The organism is Salinibacterium hongtaonis (assembly GCF_003065485.1).
Taxonomy (GTDB): Bacteria; Actinomycetota; Actinomycetes; order Actinomycetales; family Microbacteriaceae; genus Homoserinimonas; species Homoserinimonas hongtaonis.
Genome location: NZ_CP026951.1, coordinates 612322 through 629892, shown reverse-complemented (window position 1 = coordinate 629892; position 17571 = coordinate 612322). Strand labels below are relative to the sequence as shown.

The 17571-nt window shown below is 64.6% G+C and carries 14 protein-coding genes; 7 read left to right on the top strand and 7 right to left on the bottom strand.

What is annotated here, in order from left to right:
• Positions 1-76 precede the first annotated feature (76 nt).
• The 6 genes from secA to mtrA form a co-directional block, all read right to left on the bottom strand.
• Entirely contained in the window at positions 77-2902 is a 2826-nt protein-coding gene (gene secA / locus C2138_RS03120) for a preprotein translocase subunit SecA (protein WP_108518731.1), read from the bottom strand.
• Positions 2903-3129: 227 nt separating this feature from the next.
• Positions 3130-3810, bottom strand: coding sequence for a ribosome hibernation-promoting factor, HPF/YfiA family (hpf, locus tag C2138_RS03115; protein WP_108515461.1), 681 nt, complete (start codon positions 3808-3810; stop codon positions 3130-3132).
• Between the two features lie 136 nt (positions 3811-3946).
• A complete protein-coding gene (locus C2138_RS03110; protein WP_108515459.1) occupies positions 3947-4609 on the bottom strand; it encodes a ComF family protein in 663 nt (220 codons plus the stop codon).
• Between the two features lie 93 nt (positions 4610-4702).
• Complete coding sequence (locus C2138_RS03105) at positions 4703-6409, bottom strand: LpqB family beta-propeller domain-containing protein (RefSeq protein ID WP_159078125.1); 1707 nt, start codon at positions 6407-6409, stop codon at positions 4703-4705.
• Positions 6399-8057 (bottom strand): MtrAB system histidine kinase MtrB, encoded by a 1659-nt coding sequence (gene mtrB / locus C2138_RS03100; protein ID WP_233245602.1) that lies wholly within the window; start codon positions 8055-8057, stop codon positions 6399-6401. The genes C2138_RS03105 and mtrB overlap by 11 nt, the downstream gene beginning before the upstream one ends.
• Positions 8038-8718, bottom strand: a complete 681-nt coding sequence (mtrA, locus tag C2138_RS03095) for an MtrAB system response regulator MtrA (RefSeq protein WP_108515455.1) — start codon at positions 8716-8718, stop codon at positions 8038-8040. The genes mtrB and mtrA overlap by 20 nt, the downstream gene beginning before the upstream one ends.
• 181 nt (positions 8719-8899) lie before the next feature.
• On the opposite strand from mtrA, the gene C2138_RS03090 reads away from it, so the two are divergent.
• From C2138_RS03090 to C2138_RS03060, 7 genes are all read left to right on the top strand, one after another.
• On the top strand, positions 8900-10063 hold the full coding sequence (locus tag C2138_RS03090; RefSeq protein WP_159078124.1) for a hypothetical protein: 1164 nt from the start codon (positions 8900-8902) through the stop codon (positions 10061-10063).
• A gap of 4 nt (positions 10064-10067) precedes the next feature.
• Entirely contained in the window at positions 10068-10757 is a 690-nt protein-coding gene (locus tag C2138_RS03085) for a DUF4129 domain-containing protein (protein ID WP_108515451.1), read from the top strand.
• Positions 10754-11920, top strand: coding sequence for a DUF4350 domain-containing protein (locus C2138_RS03080; protein WP_159078123.1), 1167 nt, complete (start codon positions 10754-10756; stop codon positions 11918-11920). The genes C2138_RS03085 and C2138_RS03080 overlap by 4 nt, the downstream gene beginning before the upstream one ends.
• Positions 11921-12031: 111 nt before the next feature.
• Positions 12032-13027, top strand: coding sequence for an AAA family ATPase (locus tag C2138_RS03075; protein WP_108515448.1), 996 nt, complete (start codon positions 12032-12034; stop codon positions 13025-13027).
• The gene (locus C2138_RS03070) at positions 13027-14319 is read left to right on the top strand and encodes a DUF58 domain-containing protein (RefSeq protein WP_108515446.1); all 1293 of its coding nucleotides are present in this window, start codon (positions 13027-13029) and stop codon (positions 14317-14319) included. The genes C2138_RS03075 and C2138_RS03070 overlap by 1 nt, the downstream gene beginning before the upstream one ends.
• A gap of 38 nt (positions 14320-14357) precedes the next feature.
• Positions 14358-15815, top strand: a complete 1458-nt coding sequence (locus C2138_RS03065; protein WP_108515444.1) for a sensor histidine kinase — start codon at positions 14358-14360, stop codon at positions 15813-15815.
• Positions 15815-16492: a response regulator transcription factor gene (locus tag C2138_RS03060; protein WP_108515442.1), complete on the top strand. Its 678-nt coding sequence runs from the start codon at positions 15815-15817 to the stop codon at positions 16490-16492. The genes C2138_RS03065 and C2138_RS03060 overlap by 1 nt, the downstream gene beginning before the upstream one ends.
• A 134-nt stretch (positions 16493-16626) precedes the next feature.
• On the opposite strand, the gene C2138_RS03055 is transcribed toward C2138_RS03060, so the two are convergent.
• A complete protein-coding gene (locus tag C2138_RS03055) occupies positions 16627-17532 on the bottom strand; it encodes a hypothetical protein (RefSeq protein ID WP_108515440.1) in 906 nt (301 codons plus the stop codon).
• Positions 17533-17571: the final 39 nt, after the last annotated feature.

Sequence of the window (17571 nt, the reverse complement as noted above, 5' to 3'; positions counted from 1 at the left end):
GCCAGCAGAAAGCGCAAGAAAAAAGAAGGCCGGCCCCAGGGGACCGGCCTTCTGTCGCGTGGCTCTGGCCCGCGCTCTACTTCTTCTTGCCCTGCGCCCTGCGCTGAGCCCGGTTCACGGGAGCTGGCGCTGCAGTCTGCTGCTGCCCGAATGCGCCACGCTGGGCGGGCTGAGCCGCAGCGGCAGCAGGCTGCCCCTGCTGCGCCGCCGCGGCAACGGCCTGCTGCGCACGCTGGGCACGAGCCGTCGAGGCCTGGTCGATCTGGCCGCGCTGGTTGCGCACCTCCACCTCGCCGCCGTTGTCGGCACTCGGAGCCGAATAGCTGAGGTTTTGCGCCGGCGTGGAATCGGCCGAAAGGCCCTTGGCTGCGACAACGGGAGCAGACGCGGTGGCCCCAGCAGGAGTCACCTCAACCTCAAGGTTGAAGAGGAACCCGACAGCCTCTTCGCGAATCTGCCCCATCATGGTCTGGAACAGGGCGTAACCCTCGCGCTGGTACTCAACGAGCGGGTCGCGCTGGGCCATCGCACGAAGGCCGATGCCGTCCTTCAGATAATCCATCTCATAAAGGTGGTCGCGCCAGCGGCGGTCGATGACCGAGAGCACCACGCGGCGCTCAAGCTCACGCATCGCGGCAGACCCCAGGGTCGCTTCGCGCTTCTCGTAGGCAAGCTTGGCATCCGAGAGAATTTCATTGCGGAGCAGATCGTGCGTGACCTTGCCCCGGGCTCCCGCCTCGGCGATTACCTCGTCGGGCGTGATCGACACGGGGTAAAGCGTGCGGAGCTCAGCCCACATGGCGTCGAAGTCCCAGTCATCAGCGTGGCCCTCCGACGTGTGCGCGTCGATGACCTCGCCGACAACATCCTCAAGAAAGTGCTGTGCGCGCTCGTGCAGGTCGTCGCCCTCAAGAATGCGGCGACGGTCGGCGTAAATGGCCTCGCGCTGGCGGTTGAGAACGTCGTCGTACTTGAGCACGTTCTTGCGGATCTCGGCGTTGCGGCCCTCGACCTGGGCCTGGGCGCTGCGGATGGCGCGGCTCACGATCTTTGATTCGATCGCGATGTCGTCGGGCACATTGCCACGACCCATGAGCGACTCGGCGGCGGCAGAGTTAAACAGCCGCATGAGGTCGTCGGTGAGCGAGAGGTAGAACCGGCTTTCGCCGGGATCACCCTGTCGACCGGAGCGACCGCGCAGCTGGTTGTCGATGCGTCGGGACTCGTGGCGCTCCGTGCCGAGCACATAGAGGCCGCCGACCTCAATGACCTTCTCCGCCTCGTGCTTAACCTCGGCCTGAACGCGGGCGAACACGTCGTCCCATGCCGATTCGTATTCTTCTGGCGTATCGACCGGGCTCAGTCCGCGCTGGTTCATCTCGGCCACGGCCAGGAACTCCGCGTTACCACCAAGCATGATGTCGGTGCCTCGACCTGCCATGTTCGTCGCGACGGTGACGGAGCCGAGACGGCCCGCCTGGGCAACGATCGCTGCCTCTCGCGCATGGTTCTTGGCATTGAGCACCTCGTGCTTGACCCCACGCTTGGCCAGCAGCTTGGAGAGGTACTCGCTCTTTTCGACGCTGGTCGTTCCCACGAGAACCGGCTGGCCCTTTGCGTGGCGGCCGACGATGTCTTCTGCTACCTGTTCGAACTTGATCTGCTCGTTCTTGTAAACAAGGTCCGACTGATCGATGCGCTGCATGGGCCGGTTGGTCGGAATCGCGACGACACCGAGCTTGTAGGTGCTCATGAACTCGGCAGCCTCGGTCTCGGCAGTACCGGTCATGCCAGAGAGCTTCTTGTAGAGGCGGAAGTAGTTCTGCAGGGTGACCGTGGCGAGGGTCTGGTTCTCTGCCTTCACCGCGACGCCCTCTTTGGCCTCGATTGCCTGGTGGATGCCCTCGTTGTAGCGGCGCCCCATCAGGATGCGGCCGGTGTGCTCGTCGACGATGAGAACCTCACCGTTCATGACGACGTAGTCCTTGTCCTTCTTGAACAGGGCTGCTGCCTTGATCGAGTTGTTGAGGAAGGAGATCAGAGGGGTATTCGCCGACTCGTAGAGGTTGTCGATGCCGAGGTAGTCTTCGACCTTCTCAATGCCGGGCTCAAGCACACCAACCGTGCGCTTCTTCTCGTCCACCTCGTAGTCGACGCCGGGCACGAGGCGCTTGGCCAGGCCCGCGAACTCGGTGAACCAGCGGTTGGCCTCTCCGGACGAGGGCCCGGAGATGATGAGCGGGGTGCGGGCCTCGTCGATGAGGATCGAGTCGACCTCGTCAACAATGGCGAACTGATGCCCGCGCTGCACCATGTCTGATGCCTGCCACGCCATGTTGTCGCGAAGGTAGTCGAACCCGAACTCATTGTTCGTGCCGTAGGTGATGTCTGCTTCATACTGTTCGCGCCGCTCGGCTGGGCTCTGCCCGCTCACGATGCAGCCGGTAGTCATTCCCAGAGCGCGGAAGATGCGGCCCATGAGTTCCGACTGGTAGCTCGCCAGATAGTCGTTGACCGTGATCACGTGAACACCGCGCGAGGGGATCGCGTTGAGGTAGGCCGCGAGGGTTGCCACAAGGGTCTTTCCTTCACCGGTCTTCATCTCAGCGATGTTGCCGAGGTGAAGCGCTGCCCCACCCATCAGCTGAACATCGAAGTGGCGCATGCCGACGGTGCGCTTGGCCGCCTCGCGGACCGCGGCGAATGCCTCCGGCAGCAGGTCGTCGAGCGACTCGCCGTTGGAGTAGCGCTCCCGCAGCTCAACGGTCTCGTTGCGCAGCTCGTCGTCGCTCAGTTCCGTGAAGTCATCTTCGAGGTTGTTGATTGCGGAGGCATAGCGCTGCAGCCTGCGCATCGTGCGTCCTTCACCGACGCGAAGGACACGCTCTAGAACATTGGCCACCGAAAGCTCCTCAAAGTTTGGTCGGGTCATGCCGGCCCCCGCCGACCTTCGCGGTGCACCGATGCAGTCGCGAGCGTGCTCGGGCACAGCACCGTCAAGCGTAGCAATCCTAGCTGTCGCCCCGATGAGAGTTCGCGAACACGCGTTGGCGAGGTCACGAGCACGGAGGGTGAACACAGCGGAGGAGGAGCGCCGATGCGCCCCTCCTCCGGTGTTATCGCGGTCGTCTAGCGACGGGCGCTACGCTTTCCTGCCGCCTCTCGCGCGGCGGCATCATCGAGACCGATGACGCCGTAGTCCCATCCCTTTCGGCGATAGACAACGCTGGGGCGGTCATTCTCCGCATCGATAAAGAGGTAGAAGTCGTGCCCGACCAGCTCCATGTTGTAGAGCGCATCTTCGACCGTCATGGTCATCGAGGGGAACAGCTTCTTGCGGATGACGACAGGGCTCCAGTCGTCATCGCCGGGCTCGGGGGCAGGCTGCACGGGGATCGAGCCCGTTGTGACCTGTTCGATCCGTTCCGGACTAGCCGGGGTTATGTCAACAACACTGAATCCACCGGTGGACGCCTCGTGAAGCGAAACGGGGCGGTGCTGACCGCGATGCACCTTCTTGCGGTCTTTGGCCCGTCGTATTCGCTCGAGGATCTTGTCGAGGGCAATATCGAAGGCGACGTACTTGTCGGTCCCTTCCGCCTCGGCCCGCACGAGAGGCCCTGGCCCGATGAGCATGAGTTCGACCCGATCTTCTCCGGATGACGAATTCTTCTCGTTGTGCCGACTGACCTTGATCTCAAAAGCGATGGCCTTGGGCGCGAGGTGTGAAACCTTCTCCGCCTTCTCGGTCGCGTAGTCACGAAAGCGATCCGTGATATCCACATTGCGTCCGTAGATGGAAATTTCCATGCCGTCCTCCTGGTTCTCTTTCGACGCGCAATTCGCGAACCAGGCGAGCTTGCGCGCCTCTTTTGTTCACCGTAGTGCTGGCTGCTGGAGATGTCACGAGAACTTTCGGGACACCCTCCGAATATGGTGAAAACTATTAGCCAACCTCCCGCATGAGCGGCGTGTCCGCCACTACGGCGGCAGCGATCACGTACCCTCCGGCCTCTCTAATCGCCCGCGCAGCATCGAGGATTGTCGCCCCCGTCGTCACAACGTCGTCCACGATCATCACCCGCCTTCCGGCGACGTCGGCGACGGCGGCAAAGGCACCGCCAGCGTTGTATGTGCGCCCTTCGCGCCCCAGCGACTTTTGACTCACGCGGCCATCTCGTTGCGCGAGAACGGCGCGCGGGCGAATGCCGAGGCCGAGTCGGCAGAGAAGGGAGACTGGCGAATACCCTCTGGCGCCAAACGACGCCCTTCGGGATGGCACGGCACACACGAGGACCAGCGAGTCGCCCTGCGGGTTGGCCAGCAGAGCCGCCTCCGCAGCCGCGGCGAGCGCGGGCGCGAGGTAGCGCGCGGCATCCGTCCGTCCGTTCTCTTTGAGACCGATGATGCACTGGCGCACGACACCCTCATAGCGGAGTGCCGACACGATGGTCGTGCCGTCCTCAAGGACGCGCGACCGAGGCTCCGGCACCAACCGAGAGCGGCACTGACCGCAGACGGAACGATCGGGAGCCCCGCATCCGGTGCAGGCGACAGGCAGGACTAACGCAACCGCGTCGTGCACGGCCTCAAAAATGCGAGCAAGCATCCGCCGATGGTGGCAGCCGAAGACCCACTCCCGCTGTCGCGTGAGTCAGAGTCGGGGCTGCCGACTCGAGGCAGCGGTGGGGAGGAAGCTCGCCTACCGTTGCGTTGCGATGAACGAAGCTTCCGCCTGAGTGCTTTGCCATCCGCTCGGCCGACGCACCGACACGATGCCGTCCGCACCGATAATGCGAAGGCCGCTCTCGCCGTTGGCTCCTACGATGCCCACGGCAGCATCCGCCGAGCCCAGCGGCGATCTGAACCCGCCCACCTGGTAGGCCTGCACGGCGGAGCGCGCTCCGGAGTCGACGAGCGTGGCGACGGTGGTCTCGTCAACCCAGGCGAGGCCTACCGCGGTGCCGCTCTCCTCCACCGCGTCGAGGATGGGCACACCGAGCGAGAGGGGTGCTTGGCCGTTTGCCGTGTCACGAATGATGGCCGAAACGATAAGACGTGGACCGCCATTGGATTTGAGCAGGATCGCCAGCCGCGAGCCATCGCGCGAAACCTCGATGCCTACGACCTCCCCATCCACCGGAAGATTAGAAGTAAAGGCAAACTGCTCACCCCCGAAGCCGAGGACCTGAAGCGAGTTCGTCGAACCGCGCTGGGCAGACCACACGTACCCATAGCCGTCGAGCGATGGTGCAACGAGGTCGGTGCGTGAGTCGACGAGCGTCGGCGAACCCTGCCGTCTGACCACAGAAACCCCATCGACGCCGAGCACCGCAGCGACGGATTCGCTCGAGCCCAGTGTTGCGGCCCGGGGCGCAAGGGCAACAACCCGGTCGCTCAGCCCCTCGATCTCGGTGACGGTGCCGTTCGCGAAGTAGCCGAACACGCCGTCGTGGAGCATGAGCGGCCTGCTATCGACCTGAAGCCGCGCCTGCGGCAGCCCCCTGACGGGCTCTCCCACCGGTAGCTCGCTGCCATTGACCGACATAACGACGGATGAAATGCTCGACACCCGGCCCAGGCTCGCCTCCAATTGCAGGCGCATGAGCTGACGCTGAGCCTCGGATGCTGCCAAAGCCTCCGGGGTGAGGTCGATCAGCGCAGATTGGCCGTCGACGGCCACCCGTTTGGGCGAGCTGAGTTGCGTCCCCTCGGGGAATGAGGTCGTTGCCGCACCCTGCAACCACGGCGGGGGGCCGGCCAAGACGGCCGAGACCACCCGGGTTGCCGCAGTGCCCACGGGGAACCACCGCAGATCGGGAACCAAGTAGTTGCCGCCGGTGTCGAGAAAATAGAGAACCTGGCGGCTGAAGGCGTTCTGGAATGAGCCCAGCGTGAGCACAATTCCATTCGGAGCCGAGCTGATGCGCCATTGGCCGTCTTCTTGTACGAACTCGTAGTGCAGCGTTGCCGGTGCCGCGGTGAACGATCGGTAGGCCCCGGCAGCATCGACGGATGCACTCGGCGTGAGCACGAAGTCCATCGCCGTGGCCGTTACCGGCACGAACCGGGAGGCACCGGTGTGCAGAAGCACGCTCTCGCGCGGATCCCAGTCGTTGACGAATTCCGAACTCAAGAACTGGCGAGCGACGTCGTAGTCACCTGAGCTCTTGAACGCGTTGATGAAGCCTCTCAGGATCTCCTCGACGCTATCGTCTTCGCCGGGACCATCAACGATGTACTCAATGCCTCCTGGATCTTTCTGGCTCACCTCGTCGCCCACGAACACAGCTCCGGCGCGCGGGATGCCAACGCAAGCCGACAGCACCGGCGCGGCCACCAGTAGGACTACTGCAGAAGCGATCACCCTGCGCAGGGTCGAGAGTGAGGCCGAGCGCTTATCCAGCATCCTGAACCTCCTCAACAGCCGTGGCCGCATCCGCGTCGTTATCCCTGTCTTCGGGAGTCAGCGACAGCGGTGATTCGCCGGGAGCGGCGCCGGGGGTGCGGGGCAACGTCACTCTGAACACCGTGCCCGATCCGGGCTCCGACCACACCTCGATGACCCCGCCATGCAGTCCCGCATCTTCGAGGGCAATGGCGAGGCCAAGACCTGTGCCACCGATCGTGCGCTGCCGCGATGCATCCGCTCTCCAAAACCGCTCGAATACATGGTCGAGCTGATCTGCCGTCATGCCGATTCCGTGATCGCGGACGGTAAAGCCGATTGCCGTGGCATTGCTGTCGATCGTGACGACGATCGGCTTGCCCTCACCGTGCTCGATGGCATTACCCAGGAGATTGCGAAGGATGCGACGGATGCGACGGGGGTCGACCTCGACCTCGTAGTAGCCACCCTTCGCGACCAGTTCGAGCGATGACCCTCGCTCATCGGCGAGTGGCCGCATCGACTCAAGCGCATCGTCGACGAGGCGAACGAGGCTCACTGGTTCAAGCTCAAGCTCAACCGCGCCGGCATCAAATCGGCTGATCTCCAGCAGGTCGGCCAACAGAATCTCGAACCGTTGGATCTGCGTGTGGAGAAGCTCGGCCGTGCGCGCCGTCGTTGGGGTGAAGTCCTCGCGCTGGTCGTAGATCACGTCTCCGGCGAGTCGAATCGTCGTGAGCGGCGTTCGCAGCTCATGCGAAACATCCGAGACGAATCGCTGTTGCATTCGAGACACCTCCGCAAGGCGGGTGATCTTCTGTTGCAGGCTGTCGGCCATCCCGTTGAACGACCGGGCAAGGGTGGCAATGACATCTTCGCCGCGCTCGGGGATGCGCTGTTCCAGCTGCCCTGCTGCCAACCGCTCGCTCGTCTCTGCGGCGACCCTAATCGGCGCGACAACGAGACGGACCACCACCCAGGTGACGCCGCCAATGAGAAGCACAAGCGAGATCAGGCCGATCGCCAGCGTCTGCTGCACGAAGTCCAACGTCTGCTGGGCATCCGACAAATCAAAGACGAGATAGAACTCGTAGTTGCCCGCTGAGGGAACCGAGACGAGGGAACCGGAGACGATTCCCGGCGCACCGGAGGGCAGCGTGACCGATTGCAGATAGACGCGCCCCGAGTCTTTGACAACCAGTTCGCGCAGGCCATCGCTCAGCACTGACGACGAGAAACCGCGGCTTTGCGTTGGCTGCATCACGAACTGCGTGGTCTGGCCGGGCACCCTGAGCATGGCAAACCCCGTGCCACCCGGGCTCGTTGTCGACGAGAGGATGCGGGTCTGGACATCGCCACTGAGGGTGTCGAAGTCGAGCTGGCTGGCATCATCGGCCGCGACGGCATTGGCAAAGTAGTCCTGGGCGAGCAGGGTGGCCCTGGCATGCTCCGCCTCTACCTGGTCTCGCCGCGAGCTGAAGAGATTGCCGCCGATGACCACGGACATATAGCCCCCGATGATCGTGACGGCCAGGCCCGAAAGCACAACAGTGATGGCGACGGTTCGAAACTGCAGCGACGTGCGCCAGGTGCGGATAACGGCAGCGCGAAAGGCCCGCCACCTCATGGCGAGCACGGTGAGCGGCGACTCAGCGAGTGGTGCCGGCACGGTAGCCCACGCCGCGCACGGTGCTGACGATCGAGGGGTTGTCTGGGTCGAGCTCAACCTTGGCCCGCAGACGCTGCACGTGCACGTTCACGAGCCGCGTGTCTGCGCGGTAGTGATAGCCCCACACCTGCTCCAGGAGCATCTCTCGCGTGAAGACCTGATTGGGCTTGAGCGCAAGCGCCAGGAGCAGCTCAAACTCAAGCGGTGTGAGGTTGATCCCCGCAGAGCCGCGCTTGACCTCGTGGCCCGCAACGTCGATCGTGAGGTCCCCGATACGCAAGAAATCGGTGCTCGTCTCGGGAGTGGGCCGGAGCCTCGTGCGGATGCGCGCCACGAGTTCCTTGGGATTAAACGGCTTGACGACGTAATCGTCTGCTCCGCTTTCTAGGCCGCGCACAACATCCGTCGTATCCGATTTGGCGGTGAGCATGATGATGGGAACACCGGATTCGGCGCGGATCTCTGCGCATACCTCAATGCCGTCTTTGCCCGGGAGCATGAGGTCGAGAAGCACGAGGTCGGGTCGCGAGTCATGAAAGGCCTGGAGCGCCAGCGCGCCATCCCCGCAGAATGAGGCCTCGAAACCTTCGGAGGACAGCACGATGCCGATCATCTCGGCAAGTGCCAGGTCGTCGTCAACGACCAAGATGCGTGCGTTCATCGTCCCCGTCTTCACAAATAGTCCATGTCGCTGAGCGAGATGGTGAGGCTTTAGCACAAGATTAGCCGAGTATGCCAGCATGAATGCCGTACGAGGTGTAGAGCGGCGCGCGACACGCGTGCGGCAGCACAAGTGGCGCCGAACGCGAGCCCACACCCAGTCACGACCGACGAGGAGAATCGTGAGCGACGCACCGCCCCCAACAGGAGCATCGGATGTTCCCGCGTGGCAGCCGCCCGTGGACGCCGGGATGCCGTCCCAGCAGGCGCCGGCACCTCAGCCCGGGCCAGCGCCGCAGTGGACCAAGCCCACGCAGGTCGGGCTCATCCCGCTTCGCCCCCTCACGCTCGGCGCGCTGCTCGCGGCGACCTTCAACGCCTTCCGGCGCAACCCGCGCCCGACCTTGGCCATTGCGCTCGGCTCGCAGATCGCCACCTGGATTCTGAGCGCCGGAATCATCGCCCTCTTTCTCTGGGCCGCGCTCCCGCGTCTGGAGAACACCGCCGCCGAGGACTCCGACGTCGTCACGGCCGGCACGGTCTTCGCCGCCGTTCTGATCTACCTTGTGCCGATCTTCTTCAGCGTGATTGCGGCCGCCCTCCTGCAGGGGATCGTCGTGATCGAGATCTCCCGCGCGGTGCTGGGCGAAAAGCTCACGCTTCGCCAGCTGTGGGCGACCGCTAAGGGGCGCTTCGGCGCCCTCATCGGCTGGTCGCTCCTGCTGATGGCGGCCCTGTTGCTCGTCATCGCGGCGCTCACCGCCATCATCGTCTTGTTCATCACCACCCTCGGAGTTGTGGGAATCGTTCTGAGCGTGCTGCTCGGGCTCTTCGCGATAGCCGGAGGGGCAGCCCTGGCCATCTGGCTCGGCACAAAACTGTCGCTCGTGCCCAGCGCGATCATGATTGAGCGGCTCCCGCTGCGGGCGGCGATCGCGCGATCGTGGACCCTCATTTCCGGTCGGTTCTGGCGTACCTTCGGCATCCAGATTCTGGTCTCGAGCATTCTCGCCCTGGCCACCAACCTCGTCAGCGCCCCGTTTTCGTTCTTCGCCCCCATGATCGCCTCTCTGCTCGACCCAACAGCATCAGACAACCCCAGCGCGATCATCGCGTTTGCCGTCGTCTATGTGGTCATGCTCATCCTGATCGTTGTTCTCACGGCGATCAGCATGATTATCCAGTCGTCGACCAGCGCTCTCATTTATCTCGATCTGCGGATGCGCAAAGAGGGGCTCGACCTCGAGCTCGCGCGCTTTGTCGAGGAACGTGACTCGGGTGTCGCCCCCTCCGGCAATCCCTACACCTCGCCGGCGGCGCGTCAGCCTGGCACCCCGCTGGCCTGACAGCGTGGCGCCGGCCCATCTCGTGAAGAGCGAAGAGACTCCCCTCACGCCTGATCGCGAAGAAGCTCGCGAGTGGGTGCTTGGTGAGCTCTCGCGCCGTGAATACCAGGAATCGAAGCCGAGCTGGTTCGACCAGCTGGCGGCCGACTTTTGGGATTGGCTCACCTCGCTGGAGATCACCGCGACAGACGGCCAGCAGGGCATCGGCCTCCTGCTGCTCACGCTTGCCGTCGCCGCAGTGATTGTGACCGCCTTCATCGTCTTCGGCCGCCCCGCCCTTGCCCGCCGCACCCGCATCTCCGCAACAATTTTTGGCGACGACGACGCGAGAACGGCGGCGCAGATGCGCTCAGCCGCCCAGTCAGCCGCCGCTCAAGGGCGCTGGTCGGATGCGGTTCTCGACCTTTTCAGGGCGATTGCCCGCGACCTTGCTCATCGCGCTGTCGTGACAATAGCCCCGGGCACCACGGCCCAGGCGTTCTCCGCCAGGGCCTCTTCGGCATTCCCGGCGAGCACGACCGACCTGGCCAAGGCGGCCGAAATCTTTGACTCTGTGCGATACCTCGACCACGAAGGAACGCGGGAGCAGTATGACGCGCTCCTTCGACTCGACCAGGAGATCCAGAAGCAGAAGCCTCTGTTGCCCGGGCATGATCGCATGACCGCCGGTGCTGAGTCAGGGGGCCGCTCGTGAGCTACGCCACTCCCCTATTGCGGCGAACACTTCGGCGCTGGGTGTTCTGGGTTGTGCTCGTCTCGGCAGCCCTCGTGTTCGTTCTCGTCACGATGATCGCCACCGGTGCCGGGCGCCCGCTCGGCGAACCCCTGCACCCCGAATCCCCCGGACCTGAGGGAACGATGGCCGCCGTCGAGGTGTTGCGCGACCACGGGGTCGACGTGATCGTGGCGACCTCGTTCGAGCAGATGCGTGCCGCATCCGCCGATCGTGACAGCACGATCCTCGTCCACGACCCCCTGCTCATTCTCGATGACGACAATGCCGCGCGGCTTCTCGATGTCGTGCCCCTCGCCCGCGACCTGGTGCTGCTCGACCCCTCCACCGCCGCTGTGGAAGCGGTGAATGCCGAGATTGCCGCGGCCGGGAGCGTTTCTGGTGTGCTGAGCGCCGACTGCGACCTCGGCCCCGTTGTTCGGGCTGACGAGGTTACGGGCGACGGGCGGGGGTACCGCTATCTCGGCAGTGACGACTCCGTAGTCTCGTGCCTGGACAGCGGCGACGACATCGTCTCAGTCGTGCAGTTCGATCACGGCGAAACCACCGTGAGCGTTGTCGGAGCAACGGAAGCATTCACCAACGGCACTATCGCAAGCGTGGGCAATGCCGCGTTGGTGTTCGGCCTGCTCGGCGAGAATCCCACTCTCGTCTGGTACATACCGGGCTTCGCTGACATCGCCTCGGACGAAGACCCTGCGCTGAGCCCCCAGTGGACCACCCCTGTGGTTATCCTCCTGGCTCTCGTGGCGGTCGCGGCCGGGGTCTGGCGTGGGCGCCGGCTTGGCCCCCTCGTTGTAGAGAACCTCCCCGTGACGGTGCGTGCCTCCGAGACCATGGAAGGCAGGGCCAGGCTTTACAGCACATCCTCCGCTCGGCTGAGAGCGCTCGATTCTCTGCGTATCGGAACCGTGCAGAGGCTCGCTGGCCAGTGCAAGCTACCCCGGACCGCCGATTTCTATGAGGTCGCGGACACGGTCGCGGCCATTACCGGATGGCGCCAGACGGATGTGCGGGCCGTCTTGGTTGACGCAATACCGGCACATGACCGCGACCTCATGGAGCTCTCCGATCGTCTGCTCGAGCTTGAGCGCGCCGTCGCGACAGCAACCACACCAACCTGACCTGACCGACCTGCCCCTGCCCCTGCCTCTGCCTCTGCCTCTGCCTCTGCCTCTGCCTCGACTGACCTGACCGACCTGACTCACTGACCTGAACCAAGGGAGAATGACCCCATGACAGAGCATCTCAGCGACACCATCGCATCTCAGACCGCTGCGACCTCCGCTCTGCGCTCCGAATTCGCGCGCGTGCGCAGCGAAGTGGGCAAGGCTGTGGTCGGCCAGGATGGCGCCGTAACGGGCCTGATCATTGCCCTGCTCGCCGGCGGGCACGTGCTGCTCGAAGGAGTCCCCGGGGTCGCCAAGACCCTGCTGGTTCGCACCCTCAGCCGCACGCTTGCCCTCGACACCCGCCGCATCCAGTTCACTCCCGACCTCATGCCGGGAGATGTGACGGGGTCTCTTGTCTACGATGCAAAGTCCGGCGAGTTCGATTTTCGCGAGGGACCCGTGTTCACCAACATCCTCCTCGCCGACGAAATTAACCGCACCCCTCCCAAGACCCAGTCGGCCCTGCTTGAAGCGATGGAAGAGCGTCAGGTCAGCGTCGACGGGCTTTCTCGGCCGCTCCCCGCACCGTTTGTTGTCGCTGCGACCATGAACCCCATCGAATACGAGGGCACCTACACGCTGCCGGAGGCCCAGCTCGACCGCTTCTTGCTCAAGCTGGTTCTCGAGGTTCCCCAGCGCGACGACGAGATCGAGGTCTTGACCCGCAGCGCTGCTGGCTTTAACCCGCGCGACCTCGACGCCGCAGGCGTTACCGCCGTTCTCAACGCTCAGAGTCTCGCTGCCGCGCAGCGTGAGGTCGCCGCGACGGGGGCGAGCGCAGACGTGATCGCCTACATCGTGGACCTTGCCCGCGCGACCCGGCAGAGCCCCTCCGTCAAGCTCGGGGTCAGCCCCCGCGGCACGACCGCCCTGCTCGGTGCAGCACAAGCGTGGGCATGGCTCAGCGGGTTCGATGCCATAACCCCCGACCACGTGCAGGCAATGGTGCTGCCCGTGTGGCGCCACAGGGTGCAGCTTCGCCCCGAGGCCGAGCTTGAGGGCGTGACCTCCGACTCGATCCTTCGCTCTGTGCTCCAGCAGGTGCAGGTGCCGATCTAGTGGCGGTCTCGGGTCTTTTCGTTGCACTCGTTGCGCTCGGCATCGTGCCCGTGGTCGTGCTCGCAGACCCGTGGGTACTCGTCATCTGGGTGGGCTTTGTCGCTCTTCTCGGCACGGCCGACCTGCTGCTCGCCGGATCGCCCCGCCGCATCGAGATCGCGAGAGAGCTACCCGACCGGGTGCGCCTGGGCGAACCCGTGACCGCAACTCTCGTGCTGACCAATACCGGCAATCGTCGGGTGCGGGGCATCGTTCGCGACGGTTGGCAGCCATCGGCCGCAGCAAGCCCATCGCGCAATCGACTCGATCTCCCTGCTGGCGAACGCCGGGCCGTGAGCACAACGCTCACACCGTTTCGCCGCGGCGAGCGCCGCACGGCGCACGTGAGTATTCGATCGTTCGGCCCTCTGCACTTGGTGGGGCGACAGGCGACTCTTGATGCCCCCGGCAGCATCCGGGTGCTCCCACCGTTCAATTCCCGCCGGCATTTGCCCTCCCGGCTGGCCCGGCTGCGCGAGCTCGACGGGCGCACCAGCGTGATGATCAGAGGCCAGGGCACCGAATTTGACTCGCTGCGCGAGTACGTGCGTGGTGACGATGTGCGCTCGATCGATTGGCGAGCCACGGCACGCCGCCAGGACGTTGTCGTGCGCACCTGGCGCCCGGAGCGCGACCGGCGCATCATCATCATCATCGACACCGCTCGCACCTCGGCCGCCCGCGTTGACAACGAGCCGCGCCTGGACACGGCGTTCGAAGCATCCCTTTTGCTTGCGGCCCTCGCTTCGCGCGCGGGCGACAGGGTCGACACCATCCTGTTTGACCGCCGGGTGCGCGGCCGGGTGCTGGGGTCGGCCAGTGGCGACCTGCTTTCGCGAATGGTCACGGTGATGGCACCGGTTGAACCGGAGCTGATCGAGATGGACTGGACAGCGGTGCCCGCGATCGTCGACTCCGTCACGACCAGGCATTCGCTCGTCGTGTTGATGACATCGATTGAGTCGGCGGGAGCATCCAGGGCCCTCTTGGCCATGCTGCCGCAGCTCACCCGACGGCACACGGTCGTGGTGAGCTCCGTCTCCGACCCCGATGTGATGGATGCCTCGGTCACGAGAACGACGACCGCCGAGGTCTATCGGGCGGCGGCTGCGGAGCGGGCACTTCTCGACAGCGCGCGGGTGTCCATGGCTATCCGCCAGCTCGGCGGCGATGTCGTCACGGCACGGCCATCCGAGCTTCCCCCCGCCCTCGCCGACCGCTATATCGCGCTCAAGGCAGCAGGGCGACTCTAAAGCTCCACAATCGGGGCGGTGGCCCCCATAATAGGCACGTGACGCCCCCGCGAATCGCCGATGCTGTCAAGTCCGTGCGCGCACGGATCCTGGCGTCGATCCTGCTTGTCGCGACACTCGGCATGACCATGGCTGGCGCGACCGCCTACCTGGTGCAACGCGAGCGAGTGCTCCACACGATTGATGAGCGGCTCACCCTCACGGTCGAGGGCCTCCAGTTCATCGCCGACGGGGGCGAATCCGGCGACGAGTTCCCGGCGACGGTGGACGAGCTTCTCACCCTGGCAATGCAGCGGGTTCTGCCCGATACGAACGAGAGCACTGTGGGCATCATCAACGATGTTCCGGCCTACATCCCCTCCTCGAACGTCGCGTTCCGCATCGATCAGGACGACGAGTTCATCGAGCAGGTCGTACGGGAGGCCGACGACGAGAAGATCGTGATCGGTACCACCGCGTCAGACTCGGGGGTTCTGCGCTACGTTGCCATCCCCATTGCAGTGGAAGGCGACGCCGCGACAGGTATCTACGTGAGCGCCTACAACCTCGAGTCGGAACTGGCCACAATGACCGATGCCTTTCGGTCATATGCGCTCATCGCGTTGATCAGCCTCCTCGTGCTCGGCGTGGTGGGGTGGATCGTCGCCGGGCGCCTTCTGGCCCCCATCCGCACCCTGCGCGATACCGCCGACCGCATCACGGGCACAGACCTCTCGAAGCGCATCCCCGTCGTCGGTAACGATGATGTGACAGACCTCACGCACACCGTCAATGGCATGCTCGAGCGCTTAGAGCATGGGTTCCTCAGCCAACGACGCCTGCTCGACGATGTCGGCCATGAGCTCAAGACCCCCATAACGATCGTGCGCGGCCACCTTGAGCTTCTCGACCCCGAGCATCCCGACGAGCTAACACAAACGCGAGAGATCGCCATTGACGAGCTCGACCGTCTCAACACGCTCGTCAGTGACATCGCCCTACTCGCCAAAAGTCACACACCCGGATTTGTCCACCTCAAATCGACGGCAATCGATGAACTCACCACGAGCGTCTTCGCCAAGGCCAGGATGCTTTCAGCCAACCACGAATGGACCCTCATCGAGCGGGCTGAGGCTCATGCGGCGATCGATGGCCAGCGGGTTACGCAGGCCTGGCTCCAACTGGCCGAGAACGCCGCAAAGTATGCGCCACCCGGTTCCTCCATCCAGATCGGCAGCGCCTCGGCCTCCGACGCCAACGGCCGGGCTGTGATCGACCTCTGGGTGAGTGACCATGGGCCGGGCATTCCGCAGGAACAGATTGAACGCATCTTCGATCGATTCACCCGTGCTGACGAGGGGCGGGGCATCGAGGGCTCAGGGCTCGGCCTCTCCATCGTTGCCGCCATTTCGCAGGCGCACGGCGGCGAGGCCTTTGCTAAGAGCGGAGTCGTCGGCACCCGAGTCACCATCCGCCTGCCCCGGAGCACCCGAGCACCACGAGGAAGGACCAAGTAATGACCCAAATCCTGGTGGCAGAAGACGAAGACCGCATTTCGTCATTCGTAGAAAAAGGGCTGCGGGCGGCAGGTTTCGGTGTGTCGATCGAACGCGATGGCCTCTCTGCCCTCGAGGCGGCCCGCACCGGCACCTTCGACCTGCTCATCCTCGACATCGGCCTGCCCCGGCTCGACGGCTTCTCCGTGCTGCAGCAGCTTCGCGACGAGGGCAATGGCATCGCCGTGATTATCCTCACCGCTCGCGATTCCGCACAGGATGCCGTGGCCGGCTTCGAGGGCGGAGCGAACGACTACGTCTCAAAGCCGTTTAGGTTCGACGAGCTGCTCGCCCGCGTGCGGGTGCGCCTGCACGATTCCGTCGCCGAGACGCCCCACACCGACACCATCTCGTTTCTCGACCTCGAGCTCGACCTCAAAACGCGACGGGTGCGGTCGGCCGGCGCGGAGGTTGACCTGTCAGCGCGGGAGTTTGCGCTTCTTGAGGAGTTTCTCTTGCATCCAGAGCAGGTCCTCAGCCGAGAGCAACTGCTCAGCCGGGTATGGGGGTTCAACTTCGACCCGGGGTCCAACGTCGTCGATGTCTATGTGCGCTATTTGCGGCGCAAGATCGGGCGGCATCGTGTGGAGACGGTGCGGGGCATGGGCTACCGGCTCACGAGTCACCACAACGGCTAGCGCCGAACGGGCTGGCCGGAGGCACACTGGCCTGAGACACACTGGCCGGAGACACAAAGGAGCCGGGCACCCCGAAGCACCCGGCTCCTTATGCGTGACGATCACCCCGCGACCATCACGTCATGATGGCGGGCCTACCCTCGGCCACCACCACGCTGTTGGCCACCCCAACCGCCTCGTTCTGAGCCGCGGTGTCCGCGGTCCGAGCCGTGCTGTGTGGACTGCTTCTGTGTGGACTGCTTCTGCGTTGACTTCTGCGGTGCTGGCTGCTGCGGTGTGGCCTGCTTGTGCCAGCCTCGGTCGGAATTTTTCCACCCCTCGGAGTGCTGTGACTGCTCACTCGGATGAGGAGCCGCCGGCTCCTGGGTGGCGACCGGCGGTGTCGGAGGCGGCACGCTTGCCGACGGCTTAGTCCCCAGCACGGGCCCCTCGGATGTCACTTTGCCTGGTGTGCTGGCGACGCCGCCGTCGGGTGCGAGCCCCTTATCGGTGCCGTTCTTGTCGGCGCCGAACCTGTCCGTGGCGATCTTGCCGGTGCCGGTCTTGCCTAGGCCGGCCGCAGCTACGCGCATCCATTCCGGGCAGTTCACGCTAGAGAGCCGCACCGCGTAATCATGCATAGCCGCGATGACCTGGGCACGGTCGGGCCGTTGCTCCGGCAGCGGAGACGCGGCAACCGGCGCCGCGGGGGGAACCTCAACAGTGACCGGGGCCGTCTCTGTAGCCGCAGGCGTCTTCACCGCTTCGGCTTCTTCGGCTTCTTCGGTTGACTGGCCCTCGGCCGACTGCGTATCTGGCTGCTCGGCCGGAGAATCCAGCGCCGACGCGGGCGAATCTGTGGCACCGCCGTCAATCTTCGGCCCCGTGGTGTCATCGGCGATGCTGTCTCTCGGGGTGCCCGTCACGCCATCGACCGGCAGCACCGTCGTTCCCTCTTCTGCCGGAAGGGTCGAGGCGATGGTTGCGATTCCTCCCGCGAGCAGGCACGCGCTCAGCGTCGCGCTAGCGACGACGGTGAGCGACTTGTTTGAAAGGGGCACACAGACACAGTGGCGGCCGCGAATGAGAGCATGATTCCG